16 protein-coding genes are annotated in these 18939 nt (G+C 63.2%); 9 read left to right on the forward strand and 7 right to left on the reverse strand.

The window, feature by feature from the left end:
* Nucleotides 1-20: 20 nt before the first annotated feature.
* Entirely contained in the window at nucleotides 21-896 is an 876-nt protein-coding gene (locus MFF34_RS00080) for an MBL fold metallo-hydrolase (protein WP_238209417.1), read from the reverse strand.
* A gap of 104 nt (nucleotides 897-1000) precedes the next feature.
* On the opposite strand from MFF34_RS00080, the gene MFF34_RS00085 reads away from it, so the two are divergent.
* Together MFF34_RS00085 and MFF34_RS00090 are read left to right on the forward strand one after the other, a co-directional pair.
* Complete coding sequence (locus tag MFF34_RS00085; protein ID WP_238209418.1) at nucleotides 1001-1909, forward strand: LysR family transcriptional regulator; 909 nt, start codon at nucleotides 1001-1003, stop codon at nucleotides 1907-1909.
* A gap of 68 nt (nucleotides 1910-1977) precedes the next feature.
* A complete protein-coding gene (locus tag MFF34_RS00090; RefSeq protein ID WP_238209420.1) occupies nucleotides 1978-2151 on the forward strand; it encodes a hypothetical protein in 174 nt (57 codons plus the stop codon).
* 19 nt (nucleotides 2152-2170) lie between these two features.
* Here MFF34_RS00090 and MFF34_RS00095 read toward each other — a convergent pair whose 3' ends face one another.
* The gene (locus MFF34_RS00095; RefSeq protein ID WP_027594101.1) at nucleotides 2171-3040 is read right to left on the reverse strand and encodes an oxaloacetate decarboxylase; all 870 of its coding nucleotides are present in this window, start codon (nucleotides 3038-3040) and stop codon (nucleotides 2171-2173) included.
* A gap of 347 nt (nucleotides 3041-3387) precedes the next feature.
* On the opposite strand from MFF34_RS00095, the gene MFF34_RS00100 reads away from it, so the two are divergent.
* Entirely contained in the window at nucleotides 3388-4839 is a 1452-nt protein-coding gene (locus tag MFF34_RS00100) for an MDR family MFS transporter (RefSeq protein WP_238209422.1), read from the forward strand.
* Between the two features lie 169 nt (nucleotides 4840-5008).
* Here the strand turns inward: MFF34_RS00100 and ttgR are convergent, their stop codons facing one another.
* The gene (gene ttgR / locus MFF34_RS00105; RefSeq protein WP_027594099.1) at nucleotides 5009-5641 is read right to left on the reverse strand and encodes an efflux transport transcriptional regulator TtgR; all 633 of its coding nucleotides are present in this window, start codon (nucleotides 5639-5641) and stop codon (nucleotides 5009-5011) included.
* A gap of 254 nt (nucleotides 5642-5895) precedes the next feature.
* Here ttgR and ttgA point away from each other — a divergent pair, with 254 nt between their 5' ends.
* The 6 genes from ttgA to MFF34_RS00135 all read left to right on the forward strand — a co-directional run bounded on the left by ttgA (nucleotide 5896) and on the right by MFF34_RS00135 (nucleotide 14944).
* Complete coding sequence (ttgA, locus tag MFF34_RS00110; RefSeq protein ID WP_027594098.1) at nucleotides 5896-7050, forward strand: toluene efflux RND transporter periplasmic adaptor subunit TtgA; 1155 nt, start codon at nucleotides 5896-5898, stop codon at nucleotides 7048-7050.
* A 3-nt stretch (nucleotides 7051-7053) separates the two neighbouring features.
* Nucleotides 7054-10206, forward strand: coding sequence for a multidrug efflux RND transporter permease subunit TtgB (gene ttgB / locus MFF34_RS00115; protein WP_099430323.1), 3153 nt, complete (start codon nucleotides 7054-7056; stop codon nucleotides 10204-10206).
* Nucleotides 10203-11657 carry an AdeC/AdeK/OprM family multidrug efflux complex outer membrane factor gene (locus MFF34_RS00120; RefSeq protein ID WP_238209432.1) on the forward strand — a complete coding sequence of 485 codons (1455 nt, stop codon included), beginning with the start codon at nucleotides 10203-10205 and terminating at the stop codon, nucleotides 11655-11657. Before ttgB ends, MFF34_RS00120 begins: the two co-directional genes overlap by 4 nt.
* Nucleotides 11658-11914: 257 nt before the next feature.
* Entirely contained in the window at nucleotides 11915-13168 is a 1254-nt protein-coding gene (locus MFF34_RS00125; protein ID WP_027594095.1) for an OprD family porin, read from the forward strand.
* A 214-nt stretch (nucleotides 13169-13382) separates the two neighbouring features.
* A complete protein-coding gene (locus tag MFF34_RS00130; RefSeq protein WP_238209439.1) occupies nucleotides 13383-14306 on the forward strand; it encodes a LysR family transcriptional regulator in 924 nt (307 codons plus the stop codon).
* A gap of 113 nt (nucleotides 14307-14419) precedes the next feature.
* On the forward strand, nucleotides 14420-14944 hold the full coding sequence (locus tag MFF34_RS00135) for a DUF962 domain-containing protein (RefSeq protein WP_099430327.1): 525 nt from the start codon (nucleotides 14420-14422) through the stop codon (nucleotides 14942-14944).
* A 66-nt stretch (nucleotides 14945-15010) separates the two neighbouring features.
* Here the strand turns inward: MFF34_RS00135 and pcaC are convergent, their stop codons facing one another.
* The 4 genes from pcaC to MFF34_RS00155 are packed head-to-tail and all read right to left on the reverse strand — an operon-like array spanning nucleotide 15011 to nucleotide 18883.
* Complete coding sequence (gene pcaC, locus MFF34_RS00140) at nucleotides 15011-15406, reverse strand: 4-carboxymuconolactone decarboxylase (RefSeq protein ID WP_136913148.1); 396 nt, start codon at nucleotides 15404-15406, stop codon at nucleotides 15011-15013.
* Nucleotides 15407-15416: 10 nt separating this feature from the next.
* Entirely contained in the window at nucleotides 15417-16208 is a 792-nt protein-coding gene (pcaD, locus tag MFF34_RS00145) for a 3-oxoadipate enol-lactonase (RefSeq protein ID WP_085273603.1), read from the reverse strand.
* Between the two features lie 11 nt (nucleotides 16209-16219).
* Entirely contained in the window at nucleotides 16220-17584 is a 1365-nt protein-coding gene (locus MFF34_RS00150; protein ID WP_238209442.1) for a 3-carboxy-cis,cis-muconate cycloisomerase, read from the reverse strand.
* A gap of 9 nt (nucleotides 17585-17593) precedes the next feature.
* Nucleotides 17594-18883 (reverse strand): MFS family transporter, encoded by a 1290-nt coding sequence (locus MFF34_RS00155; protein ID WP_027594089.1) that lies wholly within the window; start codon nucleotides 18881-18883, stop codon nucleotides 17594-17596.
* Between the last annotated feature and the right edge of the window lie 56 nt (nucleotides 18884-18939).

An 18939-nucleotide genomic window follows, 5' to 3' on the forward strand; every position in this document is an offset into this window, starting at 1 on the left:
ACTCCATCAGTTGAACGGAATTACCACTTCATCTCGCCCTTGGCGACCTTGGCGCCGAGCTCCAGCGAGCTCTCGTCGGCCAGGTCCGGGTAGCGTTTTTTCATCGCAGCCACCAACGCAGCGGCGTCTTTTGCCTTGGCGGTTTCGGCATCGAATGCCTGAATGTAGTCCGCCGTGAAGCGCACGGCGGCGAGCGAACGGCTGCTTTGGCCGAGGTAATGGCCGGGGACCACGGTGCGCGGTGCCAACTGCTCGATCCGTTTGAGCGTGCCCAGCCAGTCGGCATGCGACTTGGCCGACTGGGTATCGGCCATCCACACATGGATGTGTTCCGAAACCACCACCCCACCGACTACCGCCTTGATCGATGGAATCCAGACAAAGCTGCGATCGGGCTGCGGGCCGTCCAGGCCAACCACGTCGAGCGCCTGGCCCTCCAGGGTCAGGTGATGGCCTTCGAGCACCTCAGGCACGACCAGGCGCTCCGGTTTGTCCGCGCCCATTTGCGGGCCCCAGTAGGCCAGCTTCGCGTCCATTGTCTGGTGAATATGCGCGACGGTAGCCGCAGAGGCGACGACCTTGGCCTGTGGGAAAGCCTGGGTCAGTGTGTCGAGACCGAAGTAGTAGTCCGGGTCGCCATGGCTGATGTAGATGGTTGTCAGCCGCTTGCCACCGGCGCGCAGGCGCTCGACCACCTGTTCGGCCTGAGCCTTGCCGAACTGGGCATCGACCAGCACGGCGTCCTTTTCGCCACTGACAATCACCGAACTGACCGGGAAAATCGCCTCGTGGCCAGGGTTGTAGACGTCCAAATGCAAAGGTTCGGCAGCCAGCGCCTGGCCGGTCAATGCAACACAGGCCAGCATCAGGCCACGCAAGGGATTGAATAACGACATCGCAACGGTCCGCCTTGAAGAAGAATGCTCACCAGCTTAGTTGCCCGATCCATGCCAAAAAATGCGATGCTCAAACATAGTTTGTTTCTGAAATCGGGCAAATCATGGACCGTCTCAACGCGATGCGCGTTTTTGTCACTGTCATCGACCTGGGCAGCCAATCGGCGGCAGCGGACCACCTGCAACTGTCCAGGCCAGTGGTTTCACGCTACCTGGCGGAACTGGAGGATTGGGTTGGTGCGCGGCTGATGCAGCGCACCACGCGCAAGTTGAGCCTGACCGCCGCCGGCCAGGAAACACTGCCACGCTGCCGCCAACTGCTGGAACTCGCCGGTGACCTGCAGCTGGCCGTGCGCCAACCGGACGACGCCCCCCGCGGCGCGCTGCGCATCAGCGTCAGTACGTCGTTCGGGCAGGCTCAACTGGTGGATGCCGTGGCCGCGTATGTACGGCGCTACCCCGGGGTGAAGGTCGAGCTGCAGATGCTCGATCGCACGGTCAACCTGGTGGACGAGCGCATCGACCTGGCCATCCGCACCAGCAACGACCTGGACCCGAACCTGATCGCCCGGCGTCTGACCGTGTGCCGTTCGGTGGTGTGCGCGGCACCGGCCTACCTGCGTGAGCACGGCACGCCGCAGCGGATCGAGGAATTGAGCGGGCACAACTGCCTGACCCATGCCTACTTCGGCCATCACCTCTGGCATTTCGAGGTGCAGGGCCAAGCTATTGCCGTCCCGGTCGAGGGCAACATCAGTGCGAATGAGGCGATGACCCTGCAAAAGGCGGCACTGGCCGGAGCCGGCATCGCCATGTTGCCGACCTACCAGGCTGCCGCCGCCCTGCGCACGGGCGAACTGGTGCGCCTGCTGCCCGAAGCACGGCCACGCGAGCTCAACCTGAATGCGGTCTATACCTCGCGCAAGCACATGCCGGCGACCTTACGCAGCATGCTGGATTTTCTCGCGCAGCGGTTCAAGGCCGAGCCGGAATGGGATCAGGACCTGGTGTAACCCCACAGCGCCGGAGATTGGCCTACGCTTAGAGGTATCACCTGGCGTTGTAACAGGAGGTGAGCACCATGGGCATCAAAACAAGAAGGCTCGCGCTGGTCATGGCACTGTTTGCCATCGCCGGGCTGTACGGGTCGGCCTGCTGGCGGGTCGAGCTGCTACGCAACCAACCCAGCTCGGCCGCCCATTGTCAGCACGAACACTGCGTGCCACAAAGCGCAACCTTGAGCGCCGTGCGTTGAGCTGACGGCGCCTTGCCGGTCACTCCTCGACGCTCATGTACTCCTTGGCCCAGCGGATGTAATCCTCGGGTTGGGTGTAGGTGTGCGAGAGTTCGGTGGCGCTGAGGTTCTCGGATTTGTTCTGCTGGCCGCGCTGCAGGCGCAGGCAGTCATAAGTAGCCTTTATGGCGGCGAAGTACGCGGCGTGGCCATCGACCACGATGCGCACGCCCAGGCGCGCCAGGCGCTCGTCATCGCGCAGGTTGGGGTTGGCGTAGGTCACCAGCATCAACGGCACGGTCAGGTGCTCGGCGATCTGCTCGAGCTGCTCGAAATCCTTCACCCCCACCATGCAGATACCGTCGGCCCCGGCCTTTTGGTAGCTCTGGGTACGCACGATGATTTCTTCGGTGGTGAGTACACCGGCGTTGGTGCGGGCGATGATCGACAGCGACGAATCGACCCGTGCTTCAAGCGCAGCGCGAATCTTGCCGACGCCTTCCTCAACCGGAATCAAGTCGGTGGACTTGCGCCCGAACTGGGCCGGCAGCAGGGTATCTTCGATGGTCAGCGCCGCCACACCGGCACGCTCCAGTTCAATGACCGTGCGCATGACATTCAGCGCGTTACCGTAGCCGTGGTCGGCATCGGCGAGCACCGGCAGTTGCGCCACACGGCCAATGCGCGTGGCCTGCTCGACGAACTCGCTCAAGGTGATCAGGGCAAAATCCGGCGCAGCCAGCACCTGCAGCGAAGCCACCGAACCGCCAAGAATGCCGACTTCAAAGCCCAGGTCGGCGGCAATGCGCGCCGACATCGGGTCGAACACCGACGCGGTGTGGTAGCAGGAACCTGAAGCGAGCAGCTCGCGGAAGGCAAAACGCAAATCTTGGTGGGAAGCCCTGGGCATGATCACTCCGCAATAACGTGAAATTGAACGGTTGCTACCGACCCCTGAATCGGGTCTACCTGACCTGTTCCAACCGTCGCCATCTGGGCGGTCATGCTCGACATGCAGGCAGAGGAATAAAAGGTGTGGGATACAGCGGCACGAAAACCCTGCGGCAAATAGCTGCACCAAGCTGGTGCAGGCCACGGATTACAGCCCCTGCGGTCTAGCCACGATATCACGCAGCCATGCCTCACTGGATGAATGCGCCAATGCCGATCTTGCATAGGGGATGCAGATAGTACATAGGAAGCTACCTAAGTCAGGTTACAATTCATCGGCCTCAAGCCCATTGCCAAGGTAACCCCGTGACTGCCGCCCTGCCCCCGACCGTGCTGCGCAACGTGCTCACCGCCCTGATGCTGGCCATCTTCCTCGGTGCGCTGGACCAAACCATCGTCGCCGTCTCGTTGCCGGCCATCTCGGCCCAGTTCAACGATGTCGGCCTGCTTGCCTGGGTGATCTCTGGCTACATGGTGGCGATGACCGTGGCGGTGCCGATCTACGGCAAGCTGGGCGACCTGTATGGCCGGCGGCGGATGATCCTGACCGGCATCTCGCTGTTCACCCTGGCGTCGATTGCCTGCGCCCTGGCCCAGGACATGCAGCAACTGGTGCTGGCGCGCGTGCTGCAAGGGGTTGGCGCGGGCGGCATGGTGTCGGTCAGCCAGGCGATCATCGGTGACTTCGTGCCGCCCCGCGAACGCGGGCGTTACCAGGGCTACTTCAGCAGTATGTACGCCGTGGCCAGCGTCGCCGGGCCGGTGCTCGGTGGCTGGCTGACCGAGTACCTGTCGTGGCGCTGGGTGTTCTGGATCAACCTGCCGCTGGGGCTGGTCGCGTTGTGGGCGATCCACCGGGCGCTCGGCGACATGCCGGTGAAGCGTCGCGAGGCCCAGGTGGACTACCTGGGCGCGGTGCTACTGATTCTTGGCCTGGGCAGCCTGCTGCTGGGCATTACCCTGGTTGGCCAAGGGCACGCCTGGACAGCGCCGCCGGTGCTGGCGCTGTTCGCCTGCGCGGTGCTTGGCCTGATGCTGTTCATTGCCCACGAGCGACGCTGCCAGGAGCCACTGTTGCCCCTCGGCCTATTCGGCAACCGCGTCGCGGTGCTGTGCTGGGGCGTGATCTTTTTCGCCAGTTTCCAGTCGATTTCCCTGACCATGCTGATGCCCTTGCGCTACCAAGGCATCACCGGGGCGGGCGCCGACAGCGCGGCATTGCACCTACTGCCCCTGGCGATGGGCCTGCCGATGGGCGCCTTTACCGGGGGCCGCATGACCAGCCTCACTGGGCGCTACAAGCCGCAAATTCTCGCCGGTGCACTGTTGATGCCGGTGGCCATCTTCGCCATGGCGATCACACCGCCGCAGTCGGCCCTGCTCAGTGCCGTGTTCATGCTGCTGACCGGCATAGCCTGCGGGCTACAGTTTCCGACTTCGCTGGTGGGCACGCAGAGCGCCGTGGACATCAAGGACATCGGCGTGGCTACCAGTACCACCAACCTGTTCCGCTCACTCGGCGGCGCCATGGGTGTGGCGTGCATGTCCAGCCTGCTGCTGGCGTTGCTGCACCAAGGTGGGTTCGAGCTGCTGGGCAATCCATTGCTGGGGAGCCTGAAGGCTGGCGAAGCAGACCCGCAGACCCAAGCGCGGTTGCTGGAGACATTCAGGCATTTGCTGATGGGCAGTGGCGTGATCGCACTGCTGGGGCTGGTGGTGGCGTTGGCGTTACCGGACCGGCAATTGCGTGGGCGTTGAGCCTGCTGGGGCCGCGTTGCGGCCCTTTCGCGACACAAGGCCGCTCCTACAAGTACAGCGCCACGCCTGTGGGAGCTGGCTTGCCTGCGATGGGCCGCAGCGCGGCCCCCGCTTTTAATGCTCCGTTAATACAATGAGGAAACACTCCCTCACAATCCTTAACAAAGAGTCATTTGCGCAGAGCCGGGCTCAAGCGCAGCATATCCAGCCCAGTGTCGACCCATTTTTCGACGTCACGCAGCAGATCGAAACTGTCTGGCAGCAATAACCAGCGCCCGATCAGGCCATCGACATAGGCAAACATGGCCACCGCCGCGCGCTCGGCATCCAGCTCGGCAGGCAACTGGCCCCGGCGCACTGCATTGGCAAGCGCCAGGGTAATGCCCTTGTGGCAATCCAGCACCGTGCTCTGGCGCTGCTGGCGAATTTCACACATGTCATCGGTGAACTCGCACTTGTGATGCAGAATCTCATTGATACGCCGGGTTCGGGCATCGAGCACCAGCTCGTTGAACACCTGCAACAGCAGCTTGCGCATGCAACCAAGCGGGTCCAGTTCATCCTCGCTTTCGCTCGCACGCGCAAGGTGGTCATGGGTTTCGTGCAGGCTGTCGAGCAACGCCTGCACCAGTTCAGCTTTGTTATTGAAGTGCCAGTAGATCGCACCTCGGGTCACGCCCGCCAATTCGGCGATGTCAGCCAAGGTGGTTCGCGCAACCCCGCGCTTGTAGAAGGCCTTTTCCGCCGCCTCGATAATCTGGGCGCGGGTTTCCTGGGCTTCTTCTTTGGTTCTACGGACCATGGCAGTACAACCTCATCTGGGCCCGAGCGCGCGGCGCACACGGGGAAACCGCCGGGGTCGCCTCTGCAGGGCGTCTCCCGGATGGGCTAATCAAGGGCTGCGGCAGTAGCCAAGTACTACCCAGCGGTATTTACAAACAACCATGAATGTAAGTATATTCCTTAGCAAGCTATTTATCCACCCGATAGCATTTTTCTGACCAGACTCTTCCATTACTCTTGAGCGTCTCCTGCTCCAGCGCCCCGAGGATCCTCATGCAATTCAAGCCAGCCGTTACCGCTCTGGTTTCCGCCGTCGCCCTGGCAACACTGCTCAGTGGCTGCAAGAAAGAAGAAGCAGCGCCTGCCGCGCAGGCTCCTCAGGTCGGCGTCGTGACCCTCCAACCACAAGCCTTCACCCTGACCTCGGAATTGCCGGGGCGTACCACGTCCTATCGCGTCGCCGAAGTGCGCCCACAGGTCAATGGCATCATCCTCAAGCGCCTCTTCAAAGAAGGCAGCGACGTCAAGGAAGGCCAGCAGCTCTACCAGATCGACCCAGCCGTCTATGAAGCCAACCTGGCCAATGCCCAGGCCAACCTGCAGGCGACCCGCTCGCTGGCCGAGCGTTACAAGCAGCTGATCGATGAACAAGCCGTCTCCAAACAGGAATACGACGACGCCAATGCCAAACGATTGCAGGCCGAGGCAGCACTGAAGAGCGCCCAGATCGACCTGCGCTACACCAAGGTCCTGGCACCGATCAGCGGCCGCATCGGCCGTTCCACGTTCACCGAGGGTGCACTGGTGAGCAATGGCCAGACCAACGCCATGGCGACCATCCAGCAACTCGACCCGGTCTACGTCGACGTCACCCAGTCCACCGCCGAGCTGCTCAAGCTGCGCCGTGACCTGGAAAGCGGCCAGCTGCAAAAGGCCGGCGACAACGCCGCATCGGTGCAACTGGTGCTCGAAGACGGCAGCCTGTTCAAGCAGCAGGGTCGCCTGGAATTCTCCGAAGTCGCGGTCGACGAGACCACCGGCTCGGTGACCCTGCGCGCGATCTTCCCGAACCCCGACCACACCCTGCTGCCTGGCATGTTCGTGCATGCCCGCCTGCGCGCCGGGGTCAACGCCAACGCCATCCTGGCCCCACAGCAGGGCGTGACCCGCGACCTCAAAGGCGCGCCGACCGCACTGGTGGTCAACCAGGAAAACAAGGTCGAACTGCGCCAGCTCAAGGCCAGCCGCACCCTGGGCAGCGACTGGCTGATCGAGGAAGGCTTGAACCCAGGCGACCGCCTGATCACCGAAGGCCTGCAATACGTGCGCCCAGGCGTCGAGGTCAAGGTCAGCGAAGCCACCAACGTCAACAAGCCGGCCAGCCCTGATCAGGCCAACGCGGCGAAAGCAGACGCCAAAGCGGAGTAAACCATGTCGAAGTTCTTTATCGATCGCCCGATCTTCGCCTGGGTGATCGCCTTGGTGATCATGCTGGTCGGGGCACTGTCGATCCTGAAGTTGCCGATCAACCAGTACCCGAGCATCGCGCCACCGGCCATCGCCATCGCCGTGACCTACCCGGGCGCCTCGGCGCAGACGGTGCAGGACACCGTGGTGCAGGTCATCGAGCAGCAGCTCAACGGTATCGACAACCTGCGTTATGTGTCTTCGGAAAGTAACTCCGACGGCAGCATGACCATCACCGCCACCTTCGAGCAAGGCACCAACGCTGACACCGCGCAGGTTCAGGTTCAGAACAAGCTGAACCTGGCTACGCCGCTGTTGCCGCAAGAAGTGCAGCAACAAGGTATCCGCGTCACCAAGGCGGTTAAAAACTTCCTGCTGGTGATCGGCCTGGTGTCCGAAGACGGCAGCATGACCAAGGACGACTTGGCCAACTACATTGTCTCGAACATGCAGGACCCGATTTCGCGGACTGCTGGTGTGGGTGACTTCCAGGTGTTCGGTGCACAGTACGCCATGCGTATCTGGCTCGATCCGGCCAAGTTGAACAAGTTCCAGCTGACCCCAGTCGACGTCAAGACCGCAGTCGCCGCGCAGAACGTGCAGGTGTCCTCCGGCCAGCTCGGCGGCCTGCCGGCCACACCGGGTACCCAGCTCAACGCCACCATCATCGGCAAGACCCGCCTGCAAACCGCCGAGCAGTTCGAGAAGATTCTGCTCAAGGTCAATAGCGACGGCTCCCAGGTACGCCTGGGCGATGTCGCCGACGTAGGCCTGGGTGGCGAGAACTACGCCGTCAGCGCCCAGTTCAACGGCAAGCCGGCATCGGGCCTAGCGGTCAAGCTGGCCACCGGTGCCAACGCCCTGGACACCGCCAAGGCCCTGCGCCAGACCATCAGCGACCTCGAGCCATTCTTCCCGCCTGGCGTGAAGGCCGTGTTCCCGTATGACACCACGCCGGTGGTTACCGAATCGATCAGCGGGGTAATCCACACCCTGATCGAAGCCGTGGTCCTGGTGTTCCTGGTGATGTACCTGTTCCTGCAGAACTTCCGCGCCACCATCATCACCACCATGACCGTACCGGTGGTGTTGCTGGGTACTTTCGGCATCCTTGCCGCCGCGGGCTTCAGCATCAACACCCTGACCATGTTCGCCATGGTCCTGGCCATCGGTTTGCTGGTGGACGACGCCATCGTCGTGGTGGAAAACGTTGAGCGGGTGATGTCCGAAGAGGGGTTGCCACCCAAGGAGGCGACCAAGCGCTCCATGGAGCAGATCCAGGGTGCCCTGGTGGGTATCGCCCTGGTGCTGTCGGCGGTACTGCTGCCAATGGCCTTCTTCGGTGGCTCCACCGGTGTGATCTACCGGCAGTTCTCCATCACCATCGTCTCGGCCATGGGCCTGTCGGTGCTGGTGGCGCTGATCTTCACCCCGGCACTGTGCGCCACCATGCTCAAGCCGCTGAAAAAGGGCGAGCACCATGTGGCCAAAGGTGGGTTCTTCGGCTGGTTCAACCGCAACTTCGACCGCAGCGTAAACGGCTACGAGCGCAGCGTCGGTACCATCCTGCGCAACAAGGTGCCGTTCCTGCTGGCCTACGCGCTGATCGTAGTCGGCATGATCTGGCTGTTCGCCCGCATCCCGACGGCGTTCCTGCCTGAAGAAGACCAGGGCGTGCTGTTTGCCCAGGTGCAGACCCCGGCAGGCTCCAGTGCCGAACGCACCCAGGCAGTGGTCGACCAGATGCGTGAGTACCTGCTCAAGGACGAAGCCGATACCGTGTCGTCGGTGTTCACCGTCAACGGTTTCAACTTCGCCGGCCGCGGTCAAAGCTCGGGCATGGCCTTCATCATGCTGAAGCCGTGGGATGAGCGCTCCAAGGAGAACAGCGTGTTCGCCCTGGCCCAGCGTGCCCAGCAGCACTTCTTCACCTTCCGCGATGCGATGGTGTTCGCCTTCGCCCCGCCTGCCGTACTCGAACTGGGTAACGCCACCGGCTTCGACGTGTTCCTCCAGGACCGCGGCGGTGTCGGCCATGCCAAACTCATGGAAGCACGCAACCAGTTCCTGGCCAAAGCCGCGCAGAGCAAGGTGCTCAGCGCCGTACGCCCGAACGGCCTGAACGATGAGCCGCAGTACCAGCTGACCATCGATGACGAACGTGCCAGCGCCTTGGGCGTGACCATTGCCGACATCAACAACACCCTGTCGATTGCCCTGGGTGCCAGCTACGTCAACGACTTCATCGACCGTGGCCGCGTCAAGAAGGTGTACATCCAAGGCGAACCGAACGCCCGGATGAGCCCGGAAGACCTGCAGAAGTGGTACGTGCGCAACGGCAAAGGCGAGATGGTGCCGTTCTCCTCCTTCGCCAAAGGTGAATGGACCTACGGTTCGCCGAAGCTGTCCCGCTACAACGGCGTCGAGGCGATGGAAATCCTCGGTGCGCCAGCGCCTGGCTACAGTACCGGTGAGGCCATGGCCGAGGTCGAGCGTATCGCCGGCGAACTGCCAAGCGGTATCGGCTTCTCCTGGACCGGCATGTCCTACGAGGAAAAACTCTCCGGCTCGCAGATGCCGGCACTGTTCGCCCTCTCGGTCCTGTTCGTGTTCCTGTGCCTGGCAGCGCTGTACGAAAGCTGGTCGATCCCGATCGCCGTCGTGCTGGTCGTACCACTGGGGATCATCGGTGCACTGATCGCCACCAGCCTGCGCGGGTTGTCCAACGACGTGTACTTCCTGGTCGGCCTGTTGACTACCATCGGCCTGGCGGCGAAGAACGCGATCCTGATCGTCGAGTTCGCCAAAGAACTGCACGAGCAGGGCCGCAGCCTGTACGACGCCGCGATCGAGGCGTGCCGCATGCGTCTGCGCCCGATCATCATGACCTCGCTGGCGTTCATCCTTGGCGTGGTACCGTTGACCATCGCCAGCGGTGCGGGCGCCGGCAGCCAGCACGCCATCGGCACCGGCGTGATCGGCGGCATGATCAGCGCCACCGTACTGGCAATCTTCTGGGTACCGCTATTCTTCGTCGCAGTGTCGTCGCTGTTCGGCAGCAAACAGCCGGAAAAAGACGTCACCCCTGAAACTCCACGTTATGAGGCTGGGCAATGACCAAGTCTTTGTTGTCCCTGGCGGTAACCGCTTTGATTCTTGGCGGCTGCTCGCTGATCCCTGACTACCAGACCCCGGAAGCACCGGTGGCAGCGCAGTGGCCGCAAGGCCCTGCGTACTCGCCGACCGAATCGGCAGACGTAGCCGCCGCTGAACAGGGCTGGCGCCAGTTCTTCCACGACCCGGCCCTGCAGCAGCTGATCCAGACCTCGCTGGTCAACAACCGCGACCTGCGTGTCGCGGCGTTGAACATCGACGCCTACCGTGCGCAGTACCGCATCCAGCGGGCCGACCTGTTCCCGGCGGTTTCGGCCACCGGCAGCGGCAGCCGCCAGCGGGTACCGGCAGACATGTCGCAGACTGGCCAAGCCGACATCACCAGCCAGTACTCGGCCACCCTTGGCGTCAGCGCCTATGAGCTGGACCTGTTCGGCCGGGTGCGCAGCCTGAGCGAGCAGGCCCTGGAAACCTACCTGTCCAGCGAGCAGGCGCGGCGCTCCACGCAGATCGCCCTGGTGGCCAGCGTGGCCAACGCCTACTACACCTGGCAGGCGGATCAAGCGCTGTTCAAGCTGACCGAAGAAACGCTGAAGACCTACCAGGAAAGCTACAACCTGACCCGTCGCAGCAATGAAGTCGGGGTGGCCTCCGCCCTCGACCTCAGCCAGGCACGCACCGCCGTGGAAGGCGCTCGGGTCAAGTACTCGCAGTACCAACGCCTGGTGGCACAGGACCTCAACAGCCTGACCGTGCTGCTGGGTACCGGCGTACCGGCCGACCTGCCTACGCCACTGGAGCTCAATGCCGACCAGTTGGCCGAAGTACCGGCCGGCCTGCCGTCGGACATCCTCCAACGTCGCCCAGACATCCAGGAAGCCGAGCACCTGCTCAAGGCCGCCAACGCCAACATCGGCGCGGCCCGCGCAGCGTTCTTCCCGAGCATCAGCCTGACCGCCAATGCCGGTACCCTAAGCCCGGACATGGGCGGCCTGTTCAAGGGGGGGTCGGGTACCTGGCTGTTCCAGCCGCAGATCAACCTGCCGATCTTCAACGCCGGCAGCCTGAAGGCGAGCCTGGACTACTCCAAGATCCAGAAGGACATCAACGTCGCCAAGTACGAAAAGACCATCCAGACCGCCTTCCAGGAAGTCTCCGATGGCCTGGCGGCGCGCAAGACCTTCGAAGAGCAGTTGCAGGCACAACGTGACCTGGTGCAGGCCAACCAGGATTACTACCGCCTGGCGGAGCGTCGCTACCGTATCGGTATCGACAGCAACCTGACCTTCCTCGACGCCCAACGCAACCTGTTCAGCGCCCAGCAGGCACTGATCGGTGATCGCCTGTCGCAGCTGACCAGCGAGGTCAACCTGTACAAGGCGCTCGGCGGTGGCTGGTACGAGAAGACCGGTCAGGCCAATCAGCAAGCTTCGGTGGAAACACCGAAAAGCTGAATGATCCGGTAGCAGCATCAAGCCCACCTTCGCGGTGGGCTTTTTGTTTTCGGTTGCCGGCACATGAAAACAATTAACCAACTGGAACATTCCGTTCGATAATCGCCCCATACCGTCTGCGACGAATTGCCTCCCCCCTTGCCTACCCCGCACCATCCGCTCACGCAACGTTGCCCACGTTCATCAAAAGACCCGTGCTTGCAGGCCGCATCCTGCAATGCAACGGCTCGCCAATAAAAACAAGAGATCCACGACAGATGAGCATTTCGTACCCCGCACGCCAGCTGCTGCCAGGCCTGTTGGCCATGTCCTGCACCCTCCCCGTGTTCGCCGCCGACGGTGGTTTCATCGAGGACGGCAAGGCCACCCTCAACCTGCGCAACTTCTACATCAACCGCAATTTCGTCGACCCGGCTCACCCGCAGGCCAAGGCCGAAGAATGGACCCAAAGCTTCATCCTCGACGCCCGCTCCGGTTTTACCCAAGGCACCGTCGGTTTCGGCATGGACGTACTGGGCCTGTACTCGGTCAAGCTCGATGGCGGTAAAGGCACCACCAACACTCACCTGCTGCCGGTGCACGACGATGGCCGCCCCGCCGATGATTTCGGCCGCCTGGGCGTGGCCTTGAAAGCCAAGCTCTCGCAGACCGAATTGAAGGTCGGCGAATGGATGCCGGTGCTGCCGATCCTGCGCTCCGACGATGGTCGCTCGCTGCCACAAACCTTCCGCGGCGGCCAGCTGACCTCCAAAGAGATCGACGGCCTGACCTTGTACGCCGGCCAGTTCCGCGCCAACAGCCCGCGCAACGACGCCAGCATGGAAGACATGTCGCTCAATGGCCGCGGTGCTTTCACGTCTGACCGCTTCAACTTCGGCGGCGGTGAATACACCTTCAACGACAAGCGCACGACGATTGCCCTGTGGGATGCCCAGCTCAAGGACATCTACCGCCAGCAGTACCTCAACCTGGTCCACAGCCAGCCACTGGGCGACTGGACCCTGGGCGCCAACCTCGGTTACTTCACTGGCAAGGAAGACGGTGCCGAGCGCGCCGGCGACCTGGACAACCGCACCGCCTCGGCGCTGCTCTCGGCTCGCTACCAGGGCCATACCTTCTACGTCGGCCTGCAGAAGGTCAGCGGCGATGACGCCTGGATGCGCGTCAACGGCACCAGCGGCGGCACCCTGGCCAACGACAGCTACAACTCAAGCTTCGACAACGCCAAGGAACGCTCCTGGCAGGTTCGCCATGACTTCAACTTCGCCACTGTCGGGGTACCGGGGCTGACCCTGATGAACCGCTATATCAAGGGTGACAACGTGACTGCAGGTGGCGTTGACGACGGCAAGGAATGGGCGCGGGAAACGGAACTGGCTTATGTGGTGCAGTCGGGCAGTTTCAAGGACCTTTCGTTGAAGTGGCGCAACTCGACCATGCGCCGGGACTTCAGCACCAACGCGTTCGATGAGAACCGCTTGATCGTGAGCTACCCGCTGAACCTGCTGTAATTTCACAGGCCTCTTCGCGGGTAAACCCGCTCCCACAGGTCCGCGCCGGTTTGAAGAACCACGCGGTCCCTGTGGGAGCGGGTTTACCCGCGAAGAGGCCGAATGACTTGACGCACAAATAACTATATCGCATAACAACCTAAACAAACCTTCGTTGACGACATAAGCTGTAGCAGCTTAAATCGAGCCCTGATCCCCGCCCCAGAGCCGCGACATGGACCTCCGTCAACTGCGCTACTTTATCGCCCTCAACGAATACCGCAGTTTTGTCCGCGCCGCTGAAGCCATGGGCATCACCCAGCCTGCATTCAGCCGTGCCATCCAGGGCCTGGAGCAGACATTCGGCTGCGCCCTGGTAGACCGCGCCAGCAAGGCCCTGCCACCCACCCCGGAAGGCTTGGTGGTGCTGCAGCACGCACGCCGCCTCGTGCAAGGTGCCGCGCAGTTGAGCAACGAAGTGCTACAGATGACCAAGCTCGACGCTGGCGAATTGCACTTCGGCAGCGGCCCGGCACTGGCTGTTCGCCTGGTCCCCGATGCCTTGCGCCACTTCATCGACAGCCACCCGGGTATTCGTACCTCGCTGCTGGTGGACAATGCCGAGCGCCTCGGCCAGGCACTGCGCCGTGAGCAAATCGAATTCTTCGTCGACGACATCCGCCCGTTCGAGGCCGACCCCAACTTCCATACCGAGCCGCTTTCGCCACGCCCCGGCCTGTTCTTCTGCCGCCCCGGCCACCCGTTGCTGGCCAAGGACAGCTTGTCGACCAACGACCTGTTCACCTACCCGCTGGCCAGCGCCCTGCTCGCGCCCGGTGTGCGCAAGCGCCTGGCCAACCTGAGCGGGCGCAACGACTTCACCCCGCACCTGCAGACCGAGCACCTGGCGGTGCTGCGCAGTGTCGTGCAGGCCAGTAATGCAATCGGTACCGCCAGCGAAGAAGCCGTTGCCGAAGACCTGGCGGCCGGCCGCCTGGTGCGCCTGCACTGGCGCAACCTGCCGCCAGCGCTGGAAGTGCTCAGCGTGCGCTGCGGCGTGGTCAGCCGCAGCGGCTACCGATTGTCACCGGCGGCGCGGGCGATGATCGAGACGCTGGTGGGGCTGGATGCGCCCCTGCGGAGTGCTGCCATTCGCTGAAGTGATGATGCTGGTGGGCTGCAGGCTATCCTGAGCAATATAGGTTGCCTGTGCCCGCGAAGGGGCCGGCACAGGCAGTAAACCCCGATCAGGCAAACCAGGGAGGCACAACAATGAAAAACCTCGAAGAGCACCTGAGCCAGTACGCCCATTACCACCGCGACCCGCGCAACATCGCCACCCATTTCGTCGGCATTCCCCTGATCGTGCTGGCCGTGACCATCCTGCTGTCGCGCCCAGGCTGGGACATTGCAGGCATCTGGCTGTCACCTGCCCTGCTGGCGGCCGCCGCCTCGGTGTGGTTCTACCTGCGCCTGGACCTGCGCTTCGGGCTGGTCATGGGCCTGCTGCTGGGGCTGTGCCTGTGGGTTGGCCAGGTACTGGCGGTGCAAAGCACCGGGCTGTGGCTGGGGGCTGGGCTGGGGGCATTTGTGCTGGGCTGGATCATCCAGTTCGTCGGCCACTACTACGAGGGCCGCAAGCCGGCGTTCGTCGACGACATCAGCGGGCTGATCATCGGGCCGCTGTTCGTGGTGGCTGAAGCTGCATTCATGCTGGGGTTGTGCCCGGCGCTGAAGCGGGCCGTGGAAGCCAACGCCGGGCCGGTTGCCATCAGGCAGAAAAACGCGGCGGTGTGACAACAGTTGCCGCCACTGGCCCCATCGACGGAAAGCCGGCGATAGGGCCAGTGAAAACAGCGAAGGTCACGACTGGCGCGACTCAACCCCCAGCTCATCCCACACCGACTCCGCCAGGTGGAAGGTGGCATTGGCTGCCGGAATACCGCAATAGATCGCGCTCTGCATCAGCACTTCCTTGATCTCGTCACGGGTCACGCCATTGTTGGCAGCGGCGCGCAGGTGCAGCTTGAGCTCGTCGTTGCGGTTCATGCCGATCAGCATGGCGATGGTGATCAGGCTGCGGGTATGGCGCGGCAGGCCAGGGCGGGTCCAGATATCACCCCAAGCATGGCGAGTGATCATTTCCTGGAACTCGCCATTGAAGTCGTTGAGCTTCTCCAGGCTGCGGTCCACGTGGGCATCGCCCAGCACCGCGCGGCGCACTTGCATGCCCGCGTCGTAGCGTTGTTTCTCATCCATGGCGTTGTCCTCAGTGGGCCAGCAGGAAGTCGAGTACACGGCGGCTGAAGCGCTCGCCAATCTCGACGTTGGACAGGTGCGCCGCCGGGAAATCGACATACTCGGCACCCTTGATAGCCGCCTGCATGAAGCGGCCATGTTCCGGCGTGGTCACCACGTCTTCAGTACCGGCAACGATCAGCGTCGGCACTTGGATACGCTGCACCTGCTCGCGGTAGTCGGCGTCGCGTACCGCAGCGCAGTTGGCCGCATAGCCCTCAGGCTGGGTCTGCGCGAGCATCTGGCAGATACGCTGGGCCTGCTCGGGCTGCGCCTGGGCGAAGGCTGGGGTGAACCAGCGGGCGATGGACGCGTCGCGCAGCGCGACCATGGCCTGTTGGCCGCCTTTGAGCACGGTGTCGATACGCGGGTTCCAGACCTCATCGCTGCCAATCTTGGCGGCGGTGTTGCACAGGGTCAGGCTGGCCAGGCGTTCGCCGGCGTTGATGCCCAGCCACTGGCCAATCAGGCCGCCCATCGACAGGCCGACGAAGTGCGCCTTGTTGATGTCCAGGGCGTCGAGCAAGGCCACGACGTCGCGGCCCAGTTGCTCGATGCTGTACGGGCCGGCGGTCACCAGCGAATCGCCGTGGCCGCGGGTGTCATAGCGCAGCACACGGAAGTGCTCGCTCCACACGGGGATCTGCGTGTCCCACATGCCCAGGTCGGTGCCGAGGGAGTTGGACAAGACCAGCACCGGAGCATCCGCCGGGCCATCGATTTGATAGTTCAGTACGCCATCGGCCAGTTGCAAATGCGCCACAGCAGTCTCCTTCAGGCAGTGAAACGTTGATGTTCGGCCACGGCGCGCGCCACCCAGACGCGGGCCTGGCCAAGGTAATGGGCAGGGTCGAGCAAGCGATCGAGTTCTTCTGCCGACAATTCGGCACTGACCTGCGGCTCGTCACCCAGCACGGCACGCAGGTGGCGCTGTTCGGCGACGGCGCGCTGGCAGCACTGCTCGAGCAAATGGTGGGCGCGATCACGGCCCAGGCGCTGAGCGAGGACAATGCTGACCGCCTCGGCCAGCACCAGCCCCTGGGTCAGGTCGAGGTTGCGGCGCATACGTTCGGCATCGACCTGCATGCCTTCGGCAATCACCTGGGCCTGGCGCAGGGCGCCGGAAACCAGGCAGCAGATATCCGGCAGGGTTTCCCACTCGGCATGCCACAGGCCAAGGCTGCGTTCATGTTCCTGAGGCATGGCGGCGAACAAGGTCGACAACAGGCCCGGCACGCGGGTAGCGGCACCGATCAGCACCGCGGCACCCACCGGGTTGCGTTTGTGCGGCATGGTCGACGAACCACCCTTGCCTGGCGCGGAAGGCTCGAACACCTCCCCCGCCTCGGTCTGCATCAGCAGGCTGACATCGCGGCCAAACTTGCCCAGGCTGCCGGCGATCAGGCCCAGCACCGAGGCAAACTCCACCAGCCGGTCACGCTGGGTGTGCCAGGGTTGCTCGGGCAAGTGCAGCTTGAGCTGCTCGGCCAGGCCCTCGGCCACCGACATGGCTTTGCTGCCCAACGCTGCCAGGCTGCCGGACGCACCACCGAACTGCAGGCACAGCAGGCGCGGGCGCAGCTCCTGAAGCCGCTGGCGATGACGGGTCAATGCGCCCAGCACACCGGCCAGCTTCATGCCCAAGGTGACCGGCGTGGCGTGTTGCAGCCAGGTACGCCCCACCATCGGGGTGTCGGCATGGTGCAAGGCCTGGCGCGCCAGGGTATCGGCCAGTTGAGCGAGGTCTGCCTCGATCAGGTCGAGGGCATCGCGCAGTTGCAGTACCAGCCCGGTGTCCATGGCGTCCTGGCTGGTGGCGCCCAGGTGCACGTAGCGCTCGGCCTCGGGCACGCCGCTGGCGATCACTTTGCCCAGCGCCTTCACCAACGGGATCGCCGAGTTGCCGGCACTGGCGATGGCATCGGCCAGGGCGCCAGCGTCGTAACGCTCAGCCTTGCAGGCCGCCTCGATGGCCGCCACCGCAGTGTGCGGCACCAGCCCTGCGGCCGCTTCGGCGCGGGCCAGGGCGGCTTCGAAATCGAGCATGCCCTGCAGGCGGCCACGGTCGGAGAAAATCTCGCGCATGGCCGGCGCGGTGAAGTAGGCATCGAACAGCTGGTTGTCCGCACGGTACGTCATTGCAGGTCCTTAATCGTCATGGTGCAGGTACGCTGCCTGCTTCGGCAGGCGCAGGCTGAACAGGAAAGCCACCGCCATCATGGCCGTCACGTACCAGTAGAAAGTGTTTTCCATGCCCAGGGTCTTCAGGCCCAAGGCCACGTATTCAGCAGACCCGCCGAACATGGCGTTGGCCACCGCATACGCAAGGCCCACACCCAGTGCGCGCACCTGCGGCGGGAACATCTCCGCTTTTACCAGGCCGCTGATCGAGGTGTAGAAACTGACGATACACAAGGCCAGGCTGATCAGCACGAACGCCAGGAACGGGCTGGTCACGGTCTTCAGCGCCATCAACAGGGGCACGGTGAACAGCGTGCCCAAGGCGCCGAACAGCAGCATCGAGTTACGCCGGCCGATACGGTCGGACAGCATGCCGAAGAACGGCTGCAGGATCATGAACAGGAACAGCGCCCCCGTCATCACATAGCTGGCGCTCTTGGCGTTCATCCCGGCCGTGTTGACCAGGTACTTCTGCATGTAGGTGGTGAAGGTGTAGAAAATCAGCGAACCGCCGGCGGTGTACCCCAGCACGGTGATGAACGCCGCGGCGTGATTGCGGAACAAGCCGCTGATCGAGCCGGCGTCTTTGTCATTGCGGGTTTCGGCGTTGCTGGTTTCGTGCAGCGAGCGACGCAGCATCAACGAGATCAACGCAGCCACGGCACCGACCACGAACGGAATACGCCAGCCCCAAGCGCGCAGTTCGTCCTCGGTCAGCAACTGCTGCAGGATGACCACCACCAGCACCGCCAGTAACTGGCCGCCGATCAGGGTCACGTATTGGAACGAGGCGAAGAAACCGCGCTGGCCGCGCAGTGCCACTTCACTCATATAGGTCGCCGTGGTGCCGTACTCGCCACCTACCGACAGGCCTTGGATCAAGCGGGCGAGCAATAGCAGCGCCGGCGCCCAGGTGCCAATGCTGCCGTAGGTCGGCAGGCAGGCAATCATCAAGGAGCCGGCGCACATCATCAGCACCGAGATCATCAGGGAATTCTTGCGGCCATGGCGGTCGGCCAGGCGGCCAAAGATCCAGCCACCAATGGGGCGCATCAGGAAGCCCGCTGCGAACACACCCGCGGTGTTGAGCAACTGCACAGTGGGGTCGTCGGAGGGGAAGAAGGCCGGGGCGAAGTAGATCGCGCAGAAGGCGTAGACGTAGAAGTCGAACCATTCCACCAGGTTGCCTGAAGAGGCACCGACGATCGCGAAGATACGCTTGCTGCGTTCTTCGCCGGTGTAATAGGTTGAGGTCATGAGGTTTTACTCCTGGAGGGTCCTAGGTAAGTCTAGACATACCTAGTAACACACTC

Origin of the sequence: Pseudomonas sp. PAGU 2196 (assembly GCF_022179005.1) — a bacterium.
Taxonomy (GTDB): Bacteria; Pseudomonadota; Gammaproteobacteria; order Pseudomonadales; family Pseudomonadaceae; genus Aquipseudomonas; species Aquipseudomonas kermanshahensis.